Annotated in this window: 12 protein-coding genes; 3 read left to right on the top strand and 9 right to left on the bottom strand. The window is 68.7% G+C overall.

Features of this window, described 5'->3' with window-relative positions; all coding sequences use genetic code 11:
• Positions 1-9: 9 nt before the first annotated feature.
• The 5 genes from pdxR to sauS form a co-directional block, all read right to left on the bottom strand.
• Positions 10-1,500, bottom strand: coding sequence for a MocR-like pyridoxine biosynthesis transcription factor PdxR (gene pdxR, locus CFN78_RS19030; RefSeq protein WP_094864196.1), 1,491 nt, complete (start codon positions 1,498-1,500; stop codon positions 10-12).
• Between the two features lie 85 nt (positions 1,501-1,585).
• A complete protein-coding gene (gene ald / locus CFN78_RS19025) occupies positions 1,586-2,674 on the bottom strand; it encodes an alanine dehydrogenase (protein WP_094864195.1) in 1,089 nt (362 codons plus the stop codon).
• Positions 2,675-2,897: 223 nt separating this feature from the next.
• A complete protein-coding gene (locus tag CFN78_RS19020; RefSeq protein ID WP_094864194.1) occupies positions 2,898-3,779 on the bottom strand; it encodes a succinate--CoA ligase subunit alpha in 882 nt (293 codons plus the stop codon).
• Positions 3,776-4,933, bottom strand: coding sequence for a succinate--CoA ligase subunit beta (locus CFN78_RS19015; protein ID WP_094864193.1), 1,158 nt, complete (start codon positions 4,931-4,933; stop codon positions 3,776-3,778). The genes CFN78_RS19020 and CFN78_RS19015 overlap by 4 nt, the downstream gene beginning before the upstream one ends.
• Positions 4,934-4,937: 4 nt before the next feature.
• Positions 4,938-6,362 (bottom strand): acylating sulfoacetaldehyde dehydrogenase, encoded by a 1,425-nt coding sequence (gene sauS / locus CFN78_RS19010; protein ID WP_094864192.1) that lies wholly within the window; start codon positions 6,360-6,362, stop codon positions 4,938-4,940.
• A gap of 373 nt (positions 6,363-6,735) precedes the next feature.
• Here sauS and CFN78_RS19005 point away from each other — a divergent pair, with 373 nt between their 5' ends.
• A complete protein-coding gene (locus CFN78_RS19005) occupies positions 6,736-8,025 on the top strand; it encodes an MFS transporter (RefSeq protein WP_240519544.1) in 1,290 nt (429 codons plus the stop codon).
• A gap of 47 nt (positions 8,026-8,072) precedes the next feature.
• On the opposite strand, the gene CFN78_RS19000 is transcribed toward CFN78_RS19005, so the two are convergent.
• Positions 8,073-8,861, bottom strand: coding sequence for an IclR family transcriptional regulator (locus CFN78_RS19000; protein ID WP_094864191.1), 789 nt, complete (start codon positions 8,859-8,861; stop codon positions 8,073-8,075).
• A gap of 153 nt (positions 8,862-9,014) precedes the next feature.
• On the opposite strand from CFN78_RS19000, the gene CFN78_RS18995 reads away from it, so the two are divergent.
• A complete protein-coding gene (locus CFN78_RS18995) occupies positions 9,015-10,049 on the top strand; it encodes a phosphotransacetylase (RefSeq protein ID WP_094864190.1) in 1,035 nt (344 codons plus the stop codon).
• Positions 10,050-10,086: 37 nt separating this feature from the next.
• Here the strand turns inward: CFN78_RS18995 and CFN78_RS18990 are convergent, their stop codons facing one another.
• Complete coding sequence (locus tag CFN78_RS18990) at positions 10,087-11,466, bottom strand: MFS transporter (protein WP_094864189.1); 1,380 nt, start codon at positions 11,464-11,466, stop codon at positions 10,087-10,089.
• Positions 11,467-11,491: 25 nt separating this feature from the next.
• A complete protein-coding gene (locus tag CFN78_RS18985) occupies positions 11,492-12,766 on the bottom strand; it encodes a hydroxyacid-oxoacid transhydrogenase (protein ID WP_094864188.1) in 1,275 nt (424 codons plus the stop codon).
• A gap of 160 nt (positions 12,767-12,926) precedes the next feature.
• On the opposite strand from CFN78_RS18985, the gene CFN78_RS18980 reads away from it, so the two are divergent.
• Positions 12,927-15,803 carry an FAD-binding and (Fe-S)-binding domain-containing protein gene (locus CFN78_RS18980; RefSeq protein WP_240519543.1) on the top strand — a complete coding sequence of 959 codons (2,877 nt, stop codon included), beginning with the start codon at positions 12,927-12,929 and terminating at the stop codon, positions 15,801-15,803.
• On the opposite strand, the gene CFN78_RS18975 is transcribed toward CFN78_RS18980, so the two are convergent.
• Positions 15,790-16,599: an IclR family transcriptional regulator gene (locus CFN78_RS18975; protein ID WP_094864187.1), complete on the bottom strand. Its 810-nt coding sequence runs from the start codon at positions 16,597-16,599 to the stop codon at positions 15,790-15,792. The genes CFN78_RS18980 and CFN78_RS18975 overlap by 14 nt on opposite strands.
• Positions 16,600-17,039: the final 440 nt, after the last annotated feature.

Raw genomic sequence — 17,039 nt, 5'->3', positions numbered from 1 at the left:
CACGGCGCGCTACGGCCGGGTGGCGGACGGATCGCCTTCGGAACCGAGCAGTTCCACACACGCGGCACCGAGCAGCCTGATTCCCGGCTCGATGGCCCGCTGCGGTGCCGCGGCGAACCCGATCCGGAAATGGTTGCGGGGCGGGTCATCGCCGGCGAAGAAGATGTCGCCGGGTTCGATCAGAACGCCGTCACGCTCGGCGCGTTCGACCAGTGCGCGGCAGTCCAGTCCGGACGGACCGGTCATCCACAGGCTCACCCCGCCGGGCGGGTAGGCGCCCTGCCGCCACGGCAGATGTTCGTTGACGGCACTGCACGTCGCCTCCCATTTGCGCATCAGCTTCATCCGGTAGCGCCGCAGCGAACGGTGGTACTCGCCGCTGTCGATGAGCAGTGCCAGCGCCCGCTGCAGGTGCCCGGGAGGGTGGCGCAGCACGTACCGCCGAACCTCCCGCAGTTCACGTACCAGTTCACTCGGCCCGACGAGGTACCCCAGCCGTAATCCGGGGGAGAGGAACTTCGAGAACGTGCCGAGGTACACGGCGTCACCGGTGCCGTCCAGCGCCTTCAACGCCGGCGTCGGCCTGCCCTGGTACCGGAATTCGCTGTCGTAGTCGTCCTCGACGACCACGGTGCCCGCCGAGGCGGCCAGCGACAGCAACTGCCTGCGCCTGCCGATGCTCAGCGTGGCGTTCGTCGGATGGTGGTGGCTGGGAGTGAGATACAGCAGGTCGACCCCGTCCAGCGATTCGGGCGGGCGCATACCGCTGGTGTCCACGTCGATACCGACCATCGAGGCCCCGGTCCGCAGGAAGATGTGCCGCGCGTCCAGATACCCCGGATTCTCCATCGCGACCACCTGGTCGTGTCCCAGCAGGACCCGGCCCAGCAGATCGAGTCCCTGCTGGGAACCGACGGTGATCAGCACCTCCGAGGCGCTCGCCTCGATACCCCGCGAGGTCAGCAGGTGCCTGCGGATCATGTCGACCAGCATCGGGTCGTCGGTGCCCATGCTGTCCTGGAGGCTGTGGAACACGTGTGGCTGGTACAGCGCATCGCGCAGGCAGCGCGTCCAGGACTGCGCGGGAAAGGCGGTCACGTCGACCTGCCCGGCGAGGAACGGGTACGGGTAGGCGTGCCAGTCCACCCGCTTCTCGATGTGCGGCACGTCGGCGTCGGGATACCGGCGGACCCGCGAGGACCAATCTATCCGCGGGTGGGTCGCCCACTCCAGTGCCGCACTGTGCGGCCGCATCTCCGAGTTGACGAACAGCCCGCTGCGCTCCCTGCTCTCCACGAACCCCTCGGCGACCAGTTCCTGATAGGCCAGGTTGATCGTGTTGCGGGAGACACCGAGGTCCGCGGCGAGTTCGCGGGAGCTGGGCAGCCGGTGGACCGGGTCGAAGGTGCCGACCGCGATGCCGTGCTCGATCGCCTGCCGCACCTGCCGGTAGAGCGGTTCACCGGACGACCTGTCGATCTCGATCAGCGTTCGTGGCACTGCTTCTCCAATGGCCTACCCGCATAGCCCGCGCGGCCGGGTGCCCGAACGTAACCGGATACCCGGTCGGCGCGCACCCTGGCCGTCAGCCCAGAGCGTCCTCGACGACGCTCGGGGAGAGACCGTGGGCCAAGGCCACCGGCGCGTGGGTGAGTGCGCCGTTCACGGTGTTGACGCCGCCGCGCAGCTCCGGCGCGTGCCGGATCGCGTCGCGGAGTCCCCTGTTCGCGATTTCCAGCGCGTAGGGGAGCGTGACGTTGGTCAGTGCGTGCGTCGAGGTGTGCGGCACGGCTCCCGGCATGTTGGCGACGCAGTAGAAGACCGAGTCGTGCACCCGGAACGTCGGATCGGCGTGCGTCGTCGGCCGGGAATCGGCGAAGCAACCACCCTGGTCGATCGAGATGTCCACCAGCACGCTGCCCGGCTTCATCCGGGAGACCAGCTCGTTGGACACGAGGCTGGGCGCCTTCGCGCCCGGCACCAGGACGGCCCCGATCACCAGGTCGGCCTCCAGCGCCGCGGCTGTCCGGATGCGGCCCTGGTACATCCGGTCGGCCGCCCGCAACTTGTCCACGTTCTTGTCGAACAGCACCACCTCGGCCCAGTTTCCCGCGGCCACCGCGACGGCGTTCATCCCGGCGACGCCCGCGCCGATCACCACGACCCTCGCCGGCGGCACACCCGACACGCCGCCGATGAGCACACCGCGCCCGCCGTTGGCGCGCATCAGCGTCTGGGCGCCGACCTGGGGAGCGAGCCGGCCCGCGACCTCGCTCATCGGATACAGCAAGGGCAGCGAACCGTCGGGCGACTGGACCGTCTCGTACGCGACCGAAGTGGTGCCCGCGTCCAGCAGGGCCCGCGTGCAGGGCTCGCTCGCGGCGAGGTGCAGGTAGGTGAAGAGCAACTGGCCGGCGCGGAGCCGGTGGTACTCCTCGGCGACCGGCTCCTTCACCTTCAGCACCAGGTCCGCGGATTCCCACACGTCGTCGGCGTGGGGGAGCACCTTCGCCCCGGCGGCCAGGTAGTCGTCGTCGTGAATCGAGGAACCCGCTCCGGCGCCCGCCTCGATGACGACCTCGTGTCCGGCCGCGGTGAACTCGTGGACACCCGCCGGTGTGGCGGCCACCCGATACTCGTGGTTCTTGATCTCCCGGGGTACGCCGATCCTCATGCCCGCTCCTTCCGGCCGTTCGTGATGTCGGATCGAGCATGGGGCAGGGCTGGCCCGGCAAGAAGTGCCAGTGAACACGTGGTCGATGGGTCCAGTCGACGACCCGGGCGTCGACGTGTTCGAGCCCGGCGACGAGTATGCCGCCGGGCTCGAACACGGTCACCGACCAGGACGACGCTGTCCGCCGGTTACACCGCCGGATTCGAAGGTAGCTGTCGAAGCATCAGGCAGCTGGGCTGATTCCCTTGGCGCACAGCGCTTCCGGGATCTGACTCGGAACGTCGACCACGGTGGCACCCGCTCCTGTGAGCGCGTCTACTTTGGACTTTCCGGTGCCACGGCTGCCGCTGACGATGGCACCCGCGTGGCCCATGCGGCGGTCGGGTGGCGCGCTGCGCCCGGCGACGAACGCGACCACGGGTTTGGTCATGGTGGCGACGTACTCGGCTGCCTCCTCCTCCATGCCGCCACCGATCTCGCCGACCAGGACCACGGCGTCCGTACGGTCGTCCGCGTCGAGCGCGCGCACCGCGTCCAGGGTCGTGGTGCCGAGGATCGGGTCCCCGCCGATGCCGATGAACGCTGACTGGCCGTAGCCGCCGCCGACCAGGTTGAGCGCCACCAGCGTGCCGAGACTGCCGCTGCGGGACAGCACGCCGACACGGCCGGGCCGGAAGATGTTGGCCGCGAAGCCGGGCATGATGCCCACCGAGGACTCCCCGGGCACGACGAGGCCGGCGGTGTTCGGCCCGAGCACGCGGGTTCCGCGTTCGGCCGCCTCGGCCAGCACGTACATCACGTCCTGGTACGGGACGTGCTCGGTGAGGAGAACGAGCTTGCCGACTCCGGCGCGGATGGCGTCGAGCGCGGCGGCCTTCGCCGCCAGCGGCGGGACGAACAACACGCTGACGTCGAGTTCGTGTTCGAGCGCCGCGTCGGCCACCGAGTCGTACACCGGGATGCCGGCGACCACCCGCCCACCCTTGCCAGGGCTGGCGCCGGCCACGATGCTCGTGCCGCATTCCACCATCCGTTCGGCCCAGAACGATCCCTGCCGTCCGGTGAGGCCCTGCACGACGACCGTGTCCCGACCGGTGACGATCATTCGCCCGCCGCCTTTCCCTGTGCCGCCTGTACCGCGGCCCGTACCGCGTCGTCCATCCGGTCGTAGGGCTTGTCGCCGAGCCGGTCGGAGACGAGCTGGATCGCCTCGGCCTCACCCGTGCCGTGGATCGAGAAGAACACGGGCAGGTCGGGGCGCAGCTCCTCCAACGCGTTCACGACGCCCTCGGTCATCACGTCGGTACGCGCGAAGGCGCCGCAGAAGTTCACCAGGAGGCTGCGCACCCGCGGGTTGTCCAGTACCAGACGCAGTGCCGGCGTGGCCTTCGTGTACGCGTCCCCGCCGATCTCCAGGAAGTTGGCGGGGCGGCCACCGAAGTGGTGCACGGCGTCCAGGGTGGTCATGGTGAGCCCCGCGCCGTTGGCCAGAATCCCCACCGATCCGTCGAGTTCGATGAACTGCAGACCGAGTTCCTTGCCGCGCTCCTCCAGCTCGGTCCCCCGGTCGGTCGCCGAGGTGGTGAACTCGGCCGAGAGCTCGGCGTGACGGACCAGCGCCCCGGGATCCAGCGAGATCTTGGCATCGAGGGCGAGCACGTCCCCGGCGCCGGTGACGACCAGCGGATTGACTTCCACCAGGTCGGCCTCGAGTGAGCGGTAGAGCCGGTAGAGCGCCAGCAGTGTGGACACGAGTTCGTCGTCGACCCGATCGGGCCATCCGGTCTCGCCGATGAGTGTGCGCACCGATTCGGCGGTGAGGCCCTTGCGGATGTCCACCGGAAGCGAACGGATCAGCCCGGGTTCCCGCGCGCCCGTCTCCTCGATGTCCATTCCGCCGGACGTGCTGAACAGAACGAGTGGGCCCTTGCTGCCGGGATCGTTGAGCACCGCGGCATAGAGCTCGGTCTCGATGCCGACACCCTGCTCGACGAGCACTTCGCCGACCCGGTGCCCGCCGATCTCGCTGCCGAGCAGTCCGGCCGCCGCCGTACGGGCCGTTTCCGGATCGTCGGCGAACAGGATGCCACCGGACTTGCCGCGCTTACCGGAGGCGATCTGACTCTTCAGCACGACCCGCCCGCCGATGGCCACGGCCGCGGCGGCGGCGTCATCGGCGGTGGTCGCCACTCGTCCTTTCGGAATCGCTATTCCGGTGCCTGCGAGCAATTGCTTTCCCTGATGTTCGAGCAGTTTCATGGTGTCACCGTCCGTAGCGCTCGATGTAGCGTCCCCAGAGCTGTTCCTCACTCGGCTCGCGCGATGGGATAACCGTTGCGAGACGGGTGATGTTCAGGAAGTCGCGGTACGAGAGGTTGTCGCTGATGCTGTTGCCCGCCCACGTCCCCGCGCCCATGGTGAGCGTGAAGCCCAGCCCGTTGTCGAATCCGCCCCCGGTACCGAAACAGTGGGCCTGGTTGACGAGCACGCGGGCGACACGGAGCCGTTCGGCGACCCGCTCGGCGTGTGCGGGCACGCTGGTGTGGATACCGCAGGAATGCCCGGCGCCCTGGAAGTCGAGGAGTTCCTGGACTCGGTCGAGGCACTGGCCGAGTTCGGTGAAGCGGTACACGGTGAGAACGACCGACAGTTTTTCCCCGCTGAAGGGGTAATCGGGCCCGACGCCGTCCTCGGTGACCATGAAGAACCGTGCCGCGCGGGCTTCGGACGTGTCGAGCCCGGCCAGTGCGGCGATCTTCTCCGGTGCCTGCGCGGTGATCGCCGGACTGAGTTTTCCTTCGGGCCACATGACTTCCCGTAGGCGCTGCTTCTCCTGGCTGTCGAGCAGGTAGCCGCCCTGGGCGCGTAACGCTTCGATCGCCGCCTCGTAGCAGGTGTCGTGGATGTGCACCGAGTTCTCCGAGGAACAACTCGTCGCGTTGTCGAAGGTCTTGCTGCGCCGAATCTTCTCGGCCGCGTCGGTGATGTCGGCGCTCTCGTCGACGATCACCGGAGCGTTCCCCGCTCCGACCCCGATGGCGGGCGTGCCGCTGCTGTAGGCCTGGCGGACGTTGCGCTGGGAACCGGTGACGACCACCAGGTCGGCCTGGCGCATGAGCTCGTTCGTCAGTTCCTTGCTCGGTTCGTCCAGGTACTGCACGAGATCCGACGGCGCTCCCACCTTGTCGAGTTCGGCGCGCATGTACTCGACGAGCAGCTCGCAGGTCGAGGCTCCCTTCGGCGACGGGGAGATGATGACGGCATTGCGTCCCTTCAGCGCCATCATCGTCTTGTTCGCCGGAGTGGCCGCGGGGTTGGTCGAGGGACACACGGCCGCGACGACGCCGACAGGCTTGGCGTAGCAGACGATCCCGTCCTCGGGGCGTTCCTCGATGACGCCCACCGACCGGCCGGCCGCGAGATCCCGCAACGTGCCCATCGTCTTGCGCCGGTTCTTCGAGACCTTGTCCTCGACGTTGCCGAGCCCGGTGTCGTTGACCGCCAGTTCGGCGAGGGCGCGGGCTCGGTCAGGGCGGTAGATGGCCCACGCGATACCGGCGACCACGTCGTCGATTCGTTGCTGGTCATAGGATCCGACGATGTTCTGTGCGGCGCGCGCTCTGGCGACCGTTGCCGCCACCGTCGCTCGCGCTGCTTCCGATACCGCCGTTGCTGGATTGCCGGACATGGACCGCGTCCTCTCCTGACGTGGCCGCGCGCCGTCGCGACGCTGCGACGCACAATGCGATTTCACATCGTGGTATTCAATCTCAACTCAAATTAGAACTGGGCCGTGCATGGTGTCAACGGCGCGAGGGCGTTGTGACTGTTGACACGTCGGCCGCGCCTCCCTAGCGTTATGTGGCATCTCATTCCATTTATTGGAATTACTGCAGGAGCCTTCGCGTCCTTGCCGGGCGCCTCACAGGGTGGTGAGTTCGATGGTCCAGCAAGCGAACGTGCAGGGAAATCGGTCCGGGTCGGGGGGACGCAGACCGGGCGGTGTGCTCGGGGCCTATCGGGGCCGGGTCCGTGGTCGCGTTCTCCTTCTGTTGTGCGGGATGTACTTCATCACCTATGTCGACCGGGTCAACATCTCGACGGCGGCACCGTTCATCCGCGAGGACCTCGGCCTGTCGAACACCCAGCTCGGACTGGTGCTGTCCGCCTTCGCGATTCCGTACGCCTTCTTCCAGATCTTCGGCGGGGTACTCGCGGACAAGTTCGGCCCGCGGAGACTGCTGCTGGTGGTCGGCGTCGTCTGGGCACTCGCGACGGCCTTCACCGGATTCGCGTCCGGCATGGCTACCTTGTTCGCCGCCCGGCTCGCGCTCGGATTCGGTGAGGGCGCGTCATTCCCGGGCGCCACCCAGGCGATGGCCCGCTGGCTTCCCGCCGACCAGCGCGGATTCGGCCAGGGCATCACGCACGCCTTCGCCCGCCTGGGAAATGCCGTCGCACCGCTCGTGGTCGCCGGTATCATCGCGGTGTTCAACTGGCGTGCCTCCTTCTGGATCCTCGGTGCCGTCAGCCTGTGCTGGGCGATCGCCTGGGCGCTGAACTACCGGGACCGCCCGGCCGACCACCCGAAGATGACCGAGGTCGAACTCGCCGAACTCTCCGCGCACCAGCGGGCGGACATCCGGCCACCGGTGCCATGGCGTGGACTCCTGCGACGAGTGCTGCCGCTGACGTTCGTCGACTTCTGCTACGGGTGGATGCTCTGGGTCTACCTGACCTGGATACCGTCGTTCTTCGCGGGCAGTTATGGCCTCGAACTCGAGAAGTTCGCCCTGTTCAGCACCCTTGTGCTGGTCGCGGGCGTGGTCGGGGACATCGTCGGCGGCGTGGTGTCCGACGGCCTCCTGCGCCGGACCGGGAACCTGAAGCTGGCACGACGTTCGGTGCTCGTGTGCGGCCTGCTCGGTTCGTTCGTGTTCGTGGTGCCGACCCTGTTCATTCACGACCTCGTGCTGGTCACCGCGTGCCTGGCGCTGGCGTTCTTCTTCCTTGAACTGACCAACCCGGTGCTCTGGTCCATTCCCATGGACCTCGCGCCCGACCATGCCGGCACCGCAGGCGGGGTGATGAACACCGGCTTCGGTATCGCGGGGATCCTGTCGCCCGCGATCTTCGGACTGCTGGTCGACCAGACCGGCGGCTGGGTGGTCCCGTTCCTGGTGTCCGCGGTCCTGTTGCTGGTGGGCGGCCTCACCTCGTTGCGAATCGACCCGACCAACGCGCTGCCACCCGCGGTCACCTCCCTCGGCTCCCCCGAAGGCGAGGTGGGGCCGGGCGGCGCTACCGAACCGGACCCGCCCGGGGCCGATGCGGCGCCGACAGCCACGTAGTCGCGGACGGCCGGACGGCGGGGGGTCTCCTGCCGTCCGGCCGCGCGTCAGAAGCTGTGGCCGGTGGGCAGCAGCGCCGAGATCTCCTTCGCCGCCGAGGCGACCTGCGGGCCGAGTTCGTCGAAACGTTCGTCCGGGACCCGCACGGCGGGGGCCTGCACGGCAAGTGCCGCCCTGGCCACGCCGAGGTTGTCGCCGATAGCGGCTCCCACACAACGGACCCCGATAGTGGACTCCTCATCGTCGGTGCTCCAGCCGCGAGCGCGGATGGCGTCGAGATCGGAGCGCAGGCTCCGTGCCGTGGCGTGGGTCTTGACGGTGACTCGCGTGAGCCGGTTGACACCCTTCAGGGTCCGGGCCTCCACCTCGGGATTGAACGCCAGCAGTGCCTTGCCCATCGACGACGCGTGCAGCGGCACGCGGGTGCCCGGCGGCTGGGTGAATCGCAGGGGTTGCGCGGATTCGATTCGTTCCACCACCACGGCGACGTCACCGGCGAGAACCCCGAGGTTCACCGATTCGCCGGTGGCCCGCCCGAGTTCCTGCAACACCGGGTAGACGACATCGAGACCGAAGTTGTGGTGCGCCGCCTGGCCGAGCAGCAATGCGGCCGTGCCCAGGTAGTACCGCTCGTTGTCCTCGTTCTGCGCCAGGTAACCCTCGGCGACCAGTGCGCGCACTATCCGGTGCGTGGTGCTCAGGTTGAGCCCCAGTTCCCTGGACACGGCGCCGACTCCCAGATCGCCGCGGTGGTCTCGGAAGAGCCGCAGCACGGCGAACGCTCTGGCCACGGTCTGGGCACCGGCCACCCGGCCGCCCTCGGCGGTCACGCTCATGAATGACTCCCTCCTGTCACATGTTGGAAGCAGCGTACCCCGCGCGTTGACAGCACATCCGGCGCTGACTTAGGTTTCATCGGTGGAATAAGTTTCCATTTTATGGAATGCGATCGGAGGATCTGGTCGCGAGGATCGACCGGAAGCAGGGCGATGCGAGCACTGGCGGATCCCGAGGCGAGCCCGGCGGCCGGACTGCTGGCCGGTTGGCGGCGCCGAATCATCGGCCGCGGGCTGTCCGTGGCGTTGCCCGACGCCACGGACGAGCGGACGATCACGGCCGCGCTGCGACTGCACGAGGTGAGCCTCGTTCGGCCGAAGCTCGTCGGTGAGCCCGTGAAGATCCGTGCGGTGGCCGCGCGGCTCGGCCTCGACCTGCCGGGCGAGATCGTCCTCGATTCCGGACGGCTCGCGGAGCGGGAGGATGTGACCGGGGCCCTGCGTGAGGGTTTCAGTGGCCGCAGGGCCGCCGACCTGTCCGCCGCCGAACGGGACCCGCTCTACCTCGCCGCGGCCGGGCTCCGCACCGGCGTGTTCGACGCCTGTGTGGCCGGCGCGACCCGGCCCACCGCCGACGTACTGCGCGCTGGATTGCGGGTGGTCGGCCTGCGAGAGGGCGCCGGCAGTGTCAGCAGCCTCTTCCTGATGCTGCTCGCCGATGGCCCAGTGGTGGCGTTCGCCGACTGCGCGGTGCTTCCCGACCCGGACGCCACCCAACTCGCGGACATCGCGGTCGCCACCGCGGAGACGTTCGGCACGCTCACCGAAGAGGACCCGAAGGTCGCGATGCTCTCGTTCTCCACGCAGGGCAGCGCCAGCCATGCCAGCGTCGACAAGGTGCGAACCGCGACGGAACTGGTGCGTCAGCGAGCGCCGGGGCTCGCGGTGGACGGTGAGCTGCAGCTCGATGCCGCGGTCGTGGCGACGGTGGGAGCGAAGAAGGCTCCCGGTTCCCTGGTGGCCGGTCACGCCAACGTCATGGTGTTTCCGAATCTCGACGCCGGGAACATCGGCTACAAGATCGCCGAACGGCTCGGTGGTGCGACCGCACTCGGGCCGGTGCTCCAGGGCTTGCGGCTCCCGCTGAACGACCTTTCGCGCGGGTGTTCGGCTCACGACATCGAGGTCATGGCCGTCGTCAGTGCCGTGCAGGCGCTGGGCCGCGAAGGAACGCGACCCAGCGCCTGACGGCCGGCCGCGGCCGGCACCGCGGACGCCCGGTGAGTTATCCCGGCCCGCCGACGGCCTGCCGATGCCCCCCTGATTCCCGTCCGTCACCGGCCGGGGCCGGCCCGTCGTCGTCGGAGAACAGGTCGCCGCGCCGGATCGCGAGTGTGCACACCGTGCTCAGCACGGTCGCCGCGAGCAGGTAGGTGAGTACCAGGCCGTAACCGCCACCTGCCTGTCCGACCAGAAAGGACAGGATCAGCGGAGTCATCCCGGAGGCGAATATCCCGGAGAACTGGTACACGAACGAGATTCCGGTACAACGCACCGCCGTGGGGAACATCTCGGAGTACAGCGCGGCCTGCGGCCCGTACATCATCGGATAGCAGATTCCCAGAACGACCACGATCCCGATCCCGATGACCAGAGGTTGCGCCGTTTCGAGAACGGCGAGTGCGGGAAAGCTCACGGCTCCGGTGAGCACGGCCCCCAACGCGAACACTCGTCTGCGACCGTAACGGTCGGACGCGCGGCCGAACAACGGGATGAACACCAGCATGACCGCGGCCGCCGCCATCACGCCCAGCAGCAGCGGCTGCCGTTCCATTCCGATGGTTTCGGTCCCGTAGGAGATCGCGAACACCGCCCAGGTGTTGAACGCGATCCCCTCGGTCAGTCTGCTTCCCATTCCGAGCAGCACATGCCTGCGCGACAACGGGTTCCTGGCCAGCTCGACCGCCGGCACCGTCGCCTTGGCCTTGCTCTGCTCCATTTTCCTGAACGCCGGGGTCTCGATCACCCTGAGCCGGATGAACATCCCTACCAGCACGAGGATCGCGGATAGTCCGAACGCGATTCGCCAGCCCCAGGAAAGGAACGCCTCGCTGCTCATCACGGCGTCCAGCCCGGCGAAGACACCCGTGCCGAGCATCAGTCCGAGTGCCAGTCCGATCTGCGGGAAGCTGCCGTAGAAACCACGCCTGCCGCGTGGGGCGTACTCGACGGCCATCAGCACCGCGCCACCCCATTCGCCTCCGATGGCCACGCCCTGGGCCAGCCGCAGCAGGACGAGAATGATCGGAGCCGCCACGCCGATGGAACCGTAGGTGGGCACCAGGCCGATCGCGCAGGTGGCGACACCCATGATGAGCATCGTCGCCACCAGGGTCTTCTTGCGGCCGACGCGGTCGCCGATGTGCCCGAAGATCAGCCCGCCGATCGGCCGGGCCACGAAGCCGAGCGCGAACGTCGCGAACGACAGCAGGGTGCCGACCAGCGGGTCCTCGCTGGGGAAGTAGAGCTTGTTGAAGACGATGCCGGCGGCGGTGCCGTACAGGAAGAAGTCGTACCACTCGACGGTCGTGCCGATGACGCTCGACGCGACGACGGTGCGCAGTTCCCGGCGGTCGACGTGTTCGTCTTTCGTTGTTCCTGTCATGTTCTGTGCTCCTCGGTTCGAGCGGTCACAGGGACTGCAGGAAGATGCGTTCCGCCGCCGCCCGGTCGAGTGGCCGGGGCACGACCGCCATCTGGCGGGTCTGCTTCATGGTCCCGTCGACGAGTTCGCCGATGTTCTTCTCCTCGTAACCGAAGCTACGCAGTCCGGGTGGCATACCGATGTCGGCCATCAGTTCGGTCAGCACGCCGGGCAGGGCTTCGGCGCCGTCGGTACGGGTGAAAGTACGTCCGGACAACAGCTCCGCCGCCCGCAGGTGACGCTCGGGGTCGGCCGGGTAGGTCCAGCGGAACACGGCGGCCGCGGTGACCGAGACGGCCTGGCCGTGGGGGACCATCGGCATCGGTGGGTAACCCGCCGCCTGGTAGTCCTTCACCGCACCCGCCACCGGGTAGGCGTTGGCGTGCGGCAGGTGGGTGCCCGCGTTGCCGAAACCGGTGCCCGCGTAGGTGGACGCGAGCGCCATCTGGGTTCGCGCGTGCAGGTCGCGGCCGTTGCACACCGCCGCACGCAGGTGTTTGCCGACCAGGCCCAGCGCCATCTCGCACCAGACGTCACTGATCGGGTTCGAGCCGCAGAACGCGGGCCGCCGCATCGGATCCTCGGGTGCCGACTTGGCGTCGTAGCGGATCGCGGTGTAGCTCTCCAGTGCGTGCGAGAGCACGTCCATTCCGCTGGCCGCGGTCACCTCCGGCGGCAGCGTCAGCAGTGTGCGCGGGTCCACCACGGCCAGCGAGGGGCGCAGGCGCGGGTGGCTCACGCCTGCCTTGAGGTGCAGACCGAGGAAGTCGATCACACAGATGGTCGTGGACTCGGAACCGGTCCCCGCCGTCGTGGGTACCGCGATCAGTGGCTTGAGTGGCAGCCAGGGTGCCGTGCCCTCGCCGATGGGAGGTGTCACGTAGTCGAGCAGTTCCCCCGGGTGGGTGGTGAGCAGGTTGACCGCCTTGGCGGTGTCCATCGCGGATCCTCCGCCGATGGCGACGAAACAGTCCCAGTCCTGTTCCCGTGCGAACGTGACCGCCTCGGCGATGCTCTCGTCGGTCGGCTCCACCCCGACCCGGTCGAACACCTCCGCCTTGAGTCCGGCAGAGGTGAGGCTGCGCTGCACCCGGTCCGGAATTCCCGTCTCGCGGACTCCGCGGTCGGTGATCACCAGGCAGGACGAGGCGCCGGTGGCCGCGGCCTCCGCGCCGATCTCGTCGATCGCACCCACACCGAACTTCAGTGGCGGTGCGGCCCAGGTGAAGACGCTTTCGTTGGGTTGGATGTCCGGCTTCATCGGCGGGCTCCGATCATCGGTTGCGTATGTGGCGCACCCTCCCATTGACACTATGTGGGATAGGCAACCACTATGTGGCCAGTCACGGTAGGTGCCGGAGCCCCGTTCGTAAAGACCGGATCGCGGGCCACCAGCAGAAGTCGCAAGGGACGGAGCCGCATTGACTGTCGCATCTGAGGAGACCGGCGCACTGGCGCGAGCACTGTCGGCGACGATCGAGGGAGAGGTGCGGGTGGACGACGCGACCCGCGCCATGTACTCCACGGATGCGTCCAACTACCGGCACGTTCCGATCGCGGTCGTCACCCCGCGGTCGAACGCCGACGTGCTGGCGACGCTGGAAGTGTGCGCGCAACGTGGCCTGCCGGTGCTGCCGAGGGGAGCGGGTACCAGCATCGGCGGACAGGCGGCGAACACCGCCGTCATCATCGACTTCACCCGGCATCTCGACCGGGTACTCGACCTCGATCCGGAACACGCCACCGCCCGGGTACAGCCGGGACTGGTCCTCGACCGCCTGCGCGCCGCGGCCGCCCCGCACGGGCTGACCTTCGGCCCCGACCCGTCGACGCACAACCGGTGCACGCTCGGGGGGATGATCGGCAACAACGCGTGCGGATCGCACTCGGTCGCGTGGGGGAAGACGGCGGACAACGTCCGTTCACTGGAGATCGCGCTCGCGGACGGCACGGTGCTGGAGGTCGGCCCCACGCCGGTGGACGAACTGGAACGCCTGTGCGCGCGTGGTGACCGGACCGGCACGCTGTATCGCGGCCTCGCCGCACTCGTCGAGCGTGACGCCGACCGGATCCGTGCCGCCTTCCCGTCCCTTCCCCGGCGAGTGTCCGGATACAACCTCGACGCGTTGCTGCCGGAGAACGGGTGGAACCTGGCGCGGGCCCTGGTCGGTAGCGAGGGCACCTGCGCGACCGTGCTCAGCGCGACCGTCGGCCTGGTCGCGTCACCGGCCGCGAGATCGATGGCCGTGCTCGGATTCCCGGACAACGTGAGTGCCGCCGAGGCCGTTCCGGCACTGCTCGGCCTGCCGGTGCTCACCGTGGAGGGCATCGACGGCAAGCTGGTGGCGGCCCTGCGCGCACGCCGCGGAGCGGCGGCCGTGGACGCCGACCTCCCGCCGGGAGGAGCGTGGCTCTACCTCGAGACCGGGGCAGACACGGTCGAGCAGGCGCAGGAGCTGGCGCGGCGGGTCGCTGCGGTGGCACCCGATGTCGGCGCCACCGCGACGGTCGTCGGCGACCCGTCCCACCGTCGCGCCCTGTGGCGGATCCGCGAGGAAGGTGCCGGCCTGGCGACCCGCCTGGCCGACGGTTCCGAGGCGTGGTCGGGTTGGGAGGACGCGGCCGTGCCACCGGATCGCCTCGGCGGGTACCTGCGGGACTTCGAGAAGCTGATGGAGGACCACGGCAGGCGCGGTGCGGTCTACGGACACTTCGGTGACGGATGCCTGCACGTGCGGATCGATTTCCCGTTCACAGCCACGGACGCCCGCCACCGGTACCGCAGGTTCCTCGAAGAGGCCGCGGATCTGGTCGTCGAGCACGGCGGATCGCTCTCGGGCGAGCACGGGGACGGGCAGGCGCGGGCGGAACTGCTGCCGAAGATGTTCCCACCGCACATCATCAGCGCGTTCGGCGAGTTCAAGTCCGCCTTCGATCCGGAGGGCAGGATGAACCCGCACCGTGTGGTCGACCCAGCCCCGCTGGACGCCGATCTGCGCCCGGTGGTCGCCCCGCCCGTGCTGCCCACACGTGCCCAGCTCGCCCTGCACGCCGACGGCGGAGATTTCGCCGCGGCAACGCGTCGCTGTGTCGGCGTGGGCAAATGCCTGGCCCCTTCCGGCGGGGTGATGTGCCCGAGCTACCGCGCGACGCGCGAGGAGAAGCACTCGACGCGAGGCCGGGCCCGGTTGCTGTTCGAGATGCTCGCCGGAGATGTGATCACCGACGGCTGGCGGTCCACGGAGGTCAAGGACGCGCTCGATCTCTGCCTCGGCTGCAAGGGCTGCAAGACCGACTGCCCGGTCGGGGTGGACATGGCCGCCTACAAAGCCGAGTTCCTCAGCAAGCACTACCGGAATCGCCGCCGCCCGATGTCGCACTACGGCATGGGAGCCCTGCCTCGCTGGCTACGGTTCGGCGCCCTCGCACCCCGCGTGGTCAACGCGGTCACGTCCTCGCGGCTGGCCCCGCTGCTCAAACGGATCGGCGGTGTCGCTGCCGAGCGTGACATCCCGAAACTGGCCGAGCGGACCTTCCGCTCGTGGTGGACCCGGCGTGGCGGAGCCCGTCCCGGTGGCGACCCGGTGGTGCTGTGGCCGGATACCTTCACCAACTACTTCGACCCCGGCCCCGGACGGGATGCCGTCGCGGTACTGGAAGAACTCGGATACGAGGTGCACCTTCCGAGCAGATCGGTCTGCTGTGGACTGACGTGGTACAGCACCGGACAGCTCGGCACCGCCCGCGAGAAGCTGTCACGCACACTCGATGTGCTGGAGCCGTGGCTCGAACGCGGAGTGCCGGTGGTCGGGCTGGAACCGAGTTGTACCGCGATGTTGCGCGCCGACGCGGCAGAACTGCTGCCCGACGATCCCCGCGTCCCCGCACTGGCCGCGTGCACCCGCACGTTCGCCGAGCTGGTCGGTGACCACGCGGCACTCCGTGGGCGACGGCCCGGCGGGGGCCGGGTGCTGACGCAGGTGCACTGCCACCAGCACGCCGATCTCGGGTTCGACGCCGACCGCGCGGTGCTCGGCTCCGTCGCGGGCGAGGTCGACGTACTCGAAGGCGGCTGCTGCGGGCTCGCGGGCAACTTCGGTTTCGAGCGCGACCACTACGAGGTCTCCGTCGCGTGTGGCGAGCACGAACTGCTGCCCGCGGTACGGGCGGCGTCCGCCGACACCGCGATTCACGCGGACGGTTTCAGTTGCCGGACGCAGATCCGTCAACTGACCGACCGCGACCCCGTGCACCTGGCGACGCTGACCGCGCGGGAACTGGGAGTCAGCGGGACATGACCCGGTTGATCGGCACGAACTGCGCGATCTCCTTGGCCCCGGTGACCGCTCGCACGCCCAGTTCGCGCACCCGCGCGCGCGGCATTCGCACGGTGGGAACCTGGATGACGACGGCGGCGTGCGCCCTGCCGTCCGAGTCGAGGACCGGCGCCCCGACACAGCGGACGCCCGCGACGTTCTCCTCCTCGTCGATGCTGTAGCCGCGCCGTCGCACCTGTTCCAGTTGCGCCGCCACTCGGGCGGGAGTGTCGAGGGTGTGCGCCGTCAGCTGGGGCAGGCGCTCGGGCAACGAGGCGAGGTAATGTTCCGCGTCCGCGGAGTGAGCGAGGATCGCTTTGCCGGATGCCGTGGTGTACAGGGGAAATCGCGCTCCGGTCTGTTGCTCGAACCGGAGCGGGAGGGTGGACTGGGCCCTGAGCATGACCACGGACTCACCGCTTTCTCGCACGGCGAGGTTGACCGATTCCTGCGTTTCGGCGTTTATCTGCTCGAGAACGGGCAGGGCGCGATCGAGGCCGAAACCACGCTGTGCGGCCTGCCCGAGCAAGACGGCGCCGGTGCCGAGGTAGTACCCGTCGGTGAGTGCGTTGTGGGTGACCAGGCCCCCGGCGACCAATGCCCGGACAATGCGGTTCGCCGTTCCCGGTGACAGCTCCAGTTCGGTGGCGATTCGGGATACGGAAAGTTCCGTTTCTTGCCCGGCAAGGAGTTTGAGGGTGGTCAGCGCGCGACCGATTGCCTGGGTACCCGGTGGAGGCTCGTTCGCGGGCGTGCCGTCGGTGCTGCTGGGTGCCACTCTGCTGTCTCCTGTTCTGTGTCAACCGTCTGTGTCAGTGCCGGACACGTCCGGAACCGCACGCCCCGATAACGGGCCCGCCACCCGAGGCAACGTGGGGCCGCGAAACAGCGCACCGACGATCACCCCTTGCCGTCGAGGCTGTCATGACTGACCGTTCGCTGGCACGAACCAGTTCCAGTTCGTACCGGTGCGTGTCGATGGTCCAGCGATAGGACGGGGCCATGTGCCCTGGCGTGGAGGTGGGTACCGGCCCTCGACGTTCGGGGCCAAGGGAAAGGTATGGCGGCTGGGCAGCACGCCGGCGGGCGGCGGTGGCACCGATGGCGCTCGGCATTTTCGAGCGAGCCTCCGTTGTGGCCATCGGTCACCCCAACGTCGCGGCACATCGGGCGAACATGCCCCGGTCGACGAACAGTGTACTCACCGGAGGGGCGGCT

This window comes from Amycolatopsis antarctica (assembly GCF_002262875.1).
In the GTDB taxonomy this organism is placed as follows: Bacteria; Actinomycetota; Actinomycetes; order Mycobacteriales; family Pseudonocardiaceae; genus Amycolatopsis; species Amycolatopsis antarctica.
The sequence above is the reverse complement of the archived record's forward strand: the minus strand, read 5'-3'. Positions and strand labels throughout refer to the sequence as shown.

Coding starts and splice junctions, on each gene's coding strand:
- ald (WP_094864195.1), bottom strand. CDS start 2,674: ATGAGGATCGGCGTACCCCGGGAGATCAAGAACCACGAGTATCGGGTG.
- CFN78_RS19020 (WP_094864194.1), bottom strand. CDS start 3,779: ATGATCGTCACCGGTCGGGACACGGTCGTCGTGCAGGGCCTCACCGGA.
- CFN78_RS19015 (WP_094864193.1), bottom strand. CDS start 4,933: ATGAAACTGCTCGAACATCAGGGAAAGCAATTGCTCGCAGGCACCGGA.
- sauS (WP_094864192.1), bottom strand. CDS start 6,362: ATGTCCGGCAATCCAGCAACGGCGGTATCGGAAGCAGCGCGAGCGACG.
- CFN78_RS19005 (WP_240519544.1), top strand. CDS start 6,736: ATGTACTTCATCACCTATGTCGACCGGGTCAACATCTCGACGGCGGCA.
- CFN78_RS19000 (WP_094864191.1), bottom strand. CDS start 8,861: ATGAGCGTGACCGCCGAGGGCGGCCGGGTGGCCGGTGCCCAGACCGTG.
- CFN78_RS18995 (WP_094864190.1), top strand. CDS start 9,015: ATGCGAGCACTGGCGGATCCCGAGGCGAGCCCGGCGGCCGGACTGCTG.
- CFN78_RS18990 (WP_094864189.1), bottom strand. CDS start 11,466: ATGACAGGAACAACGAAAGACGAACACGTCGACCGCCGGGAACTGCGC.
- CFN78_RS18985 (WP_094864188.1), bottom strand. CDS start 12,766: ATGAAGCCGGACATCCAACCCAACGAAAGCGTCTTCACCTGGGCCGCA.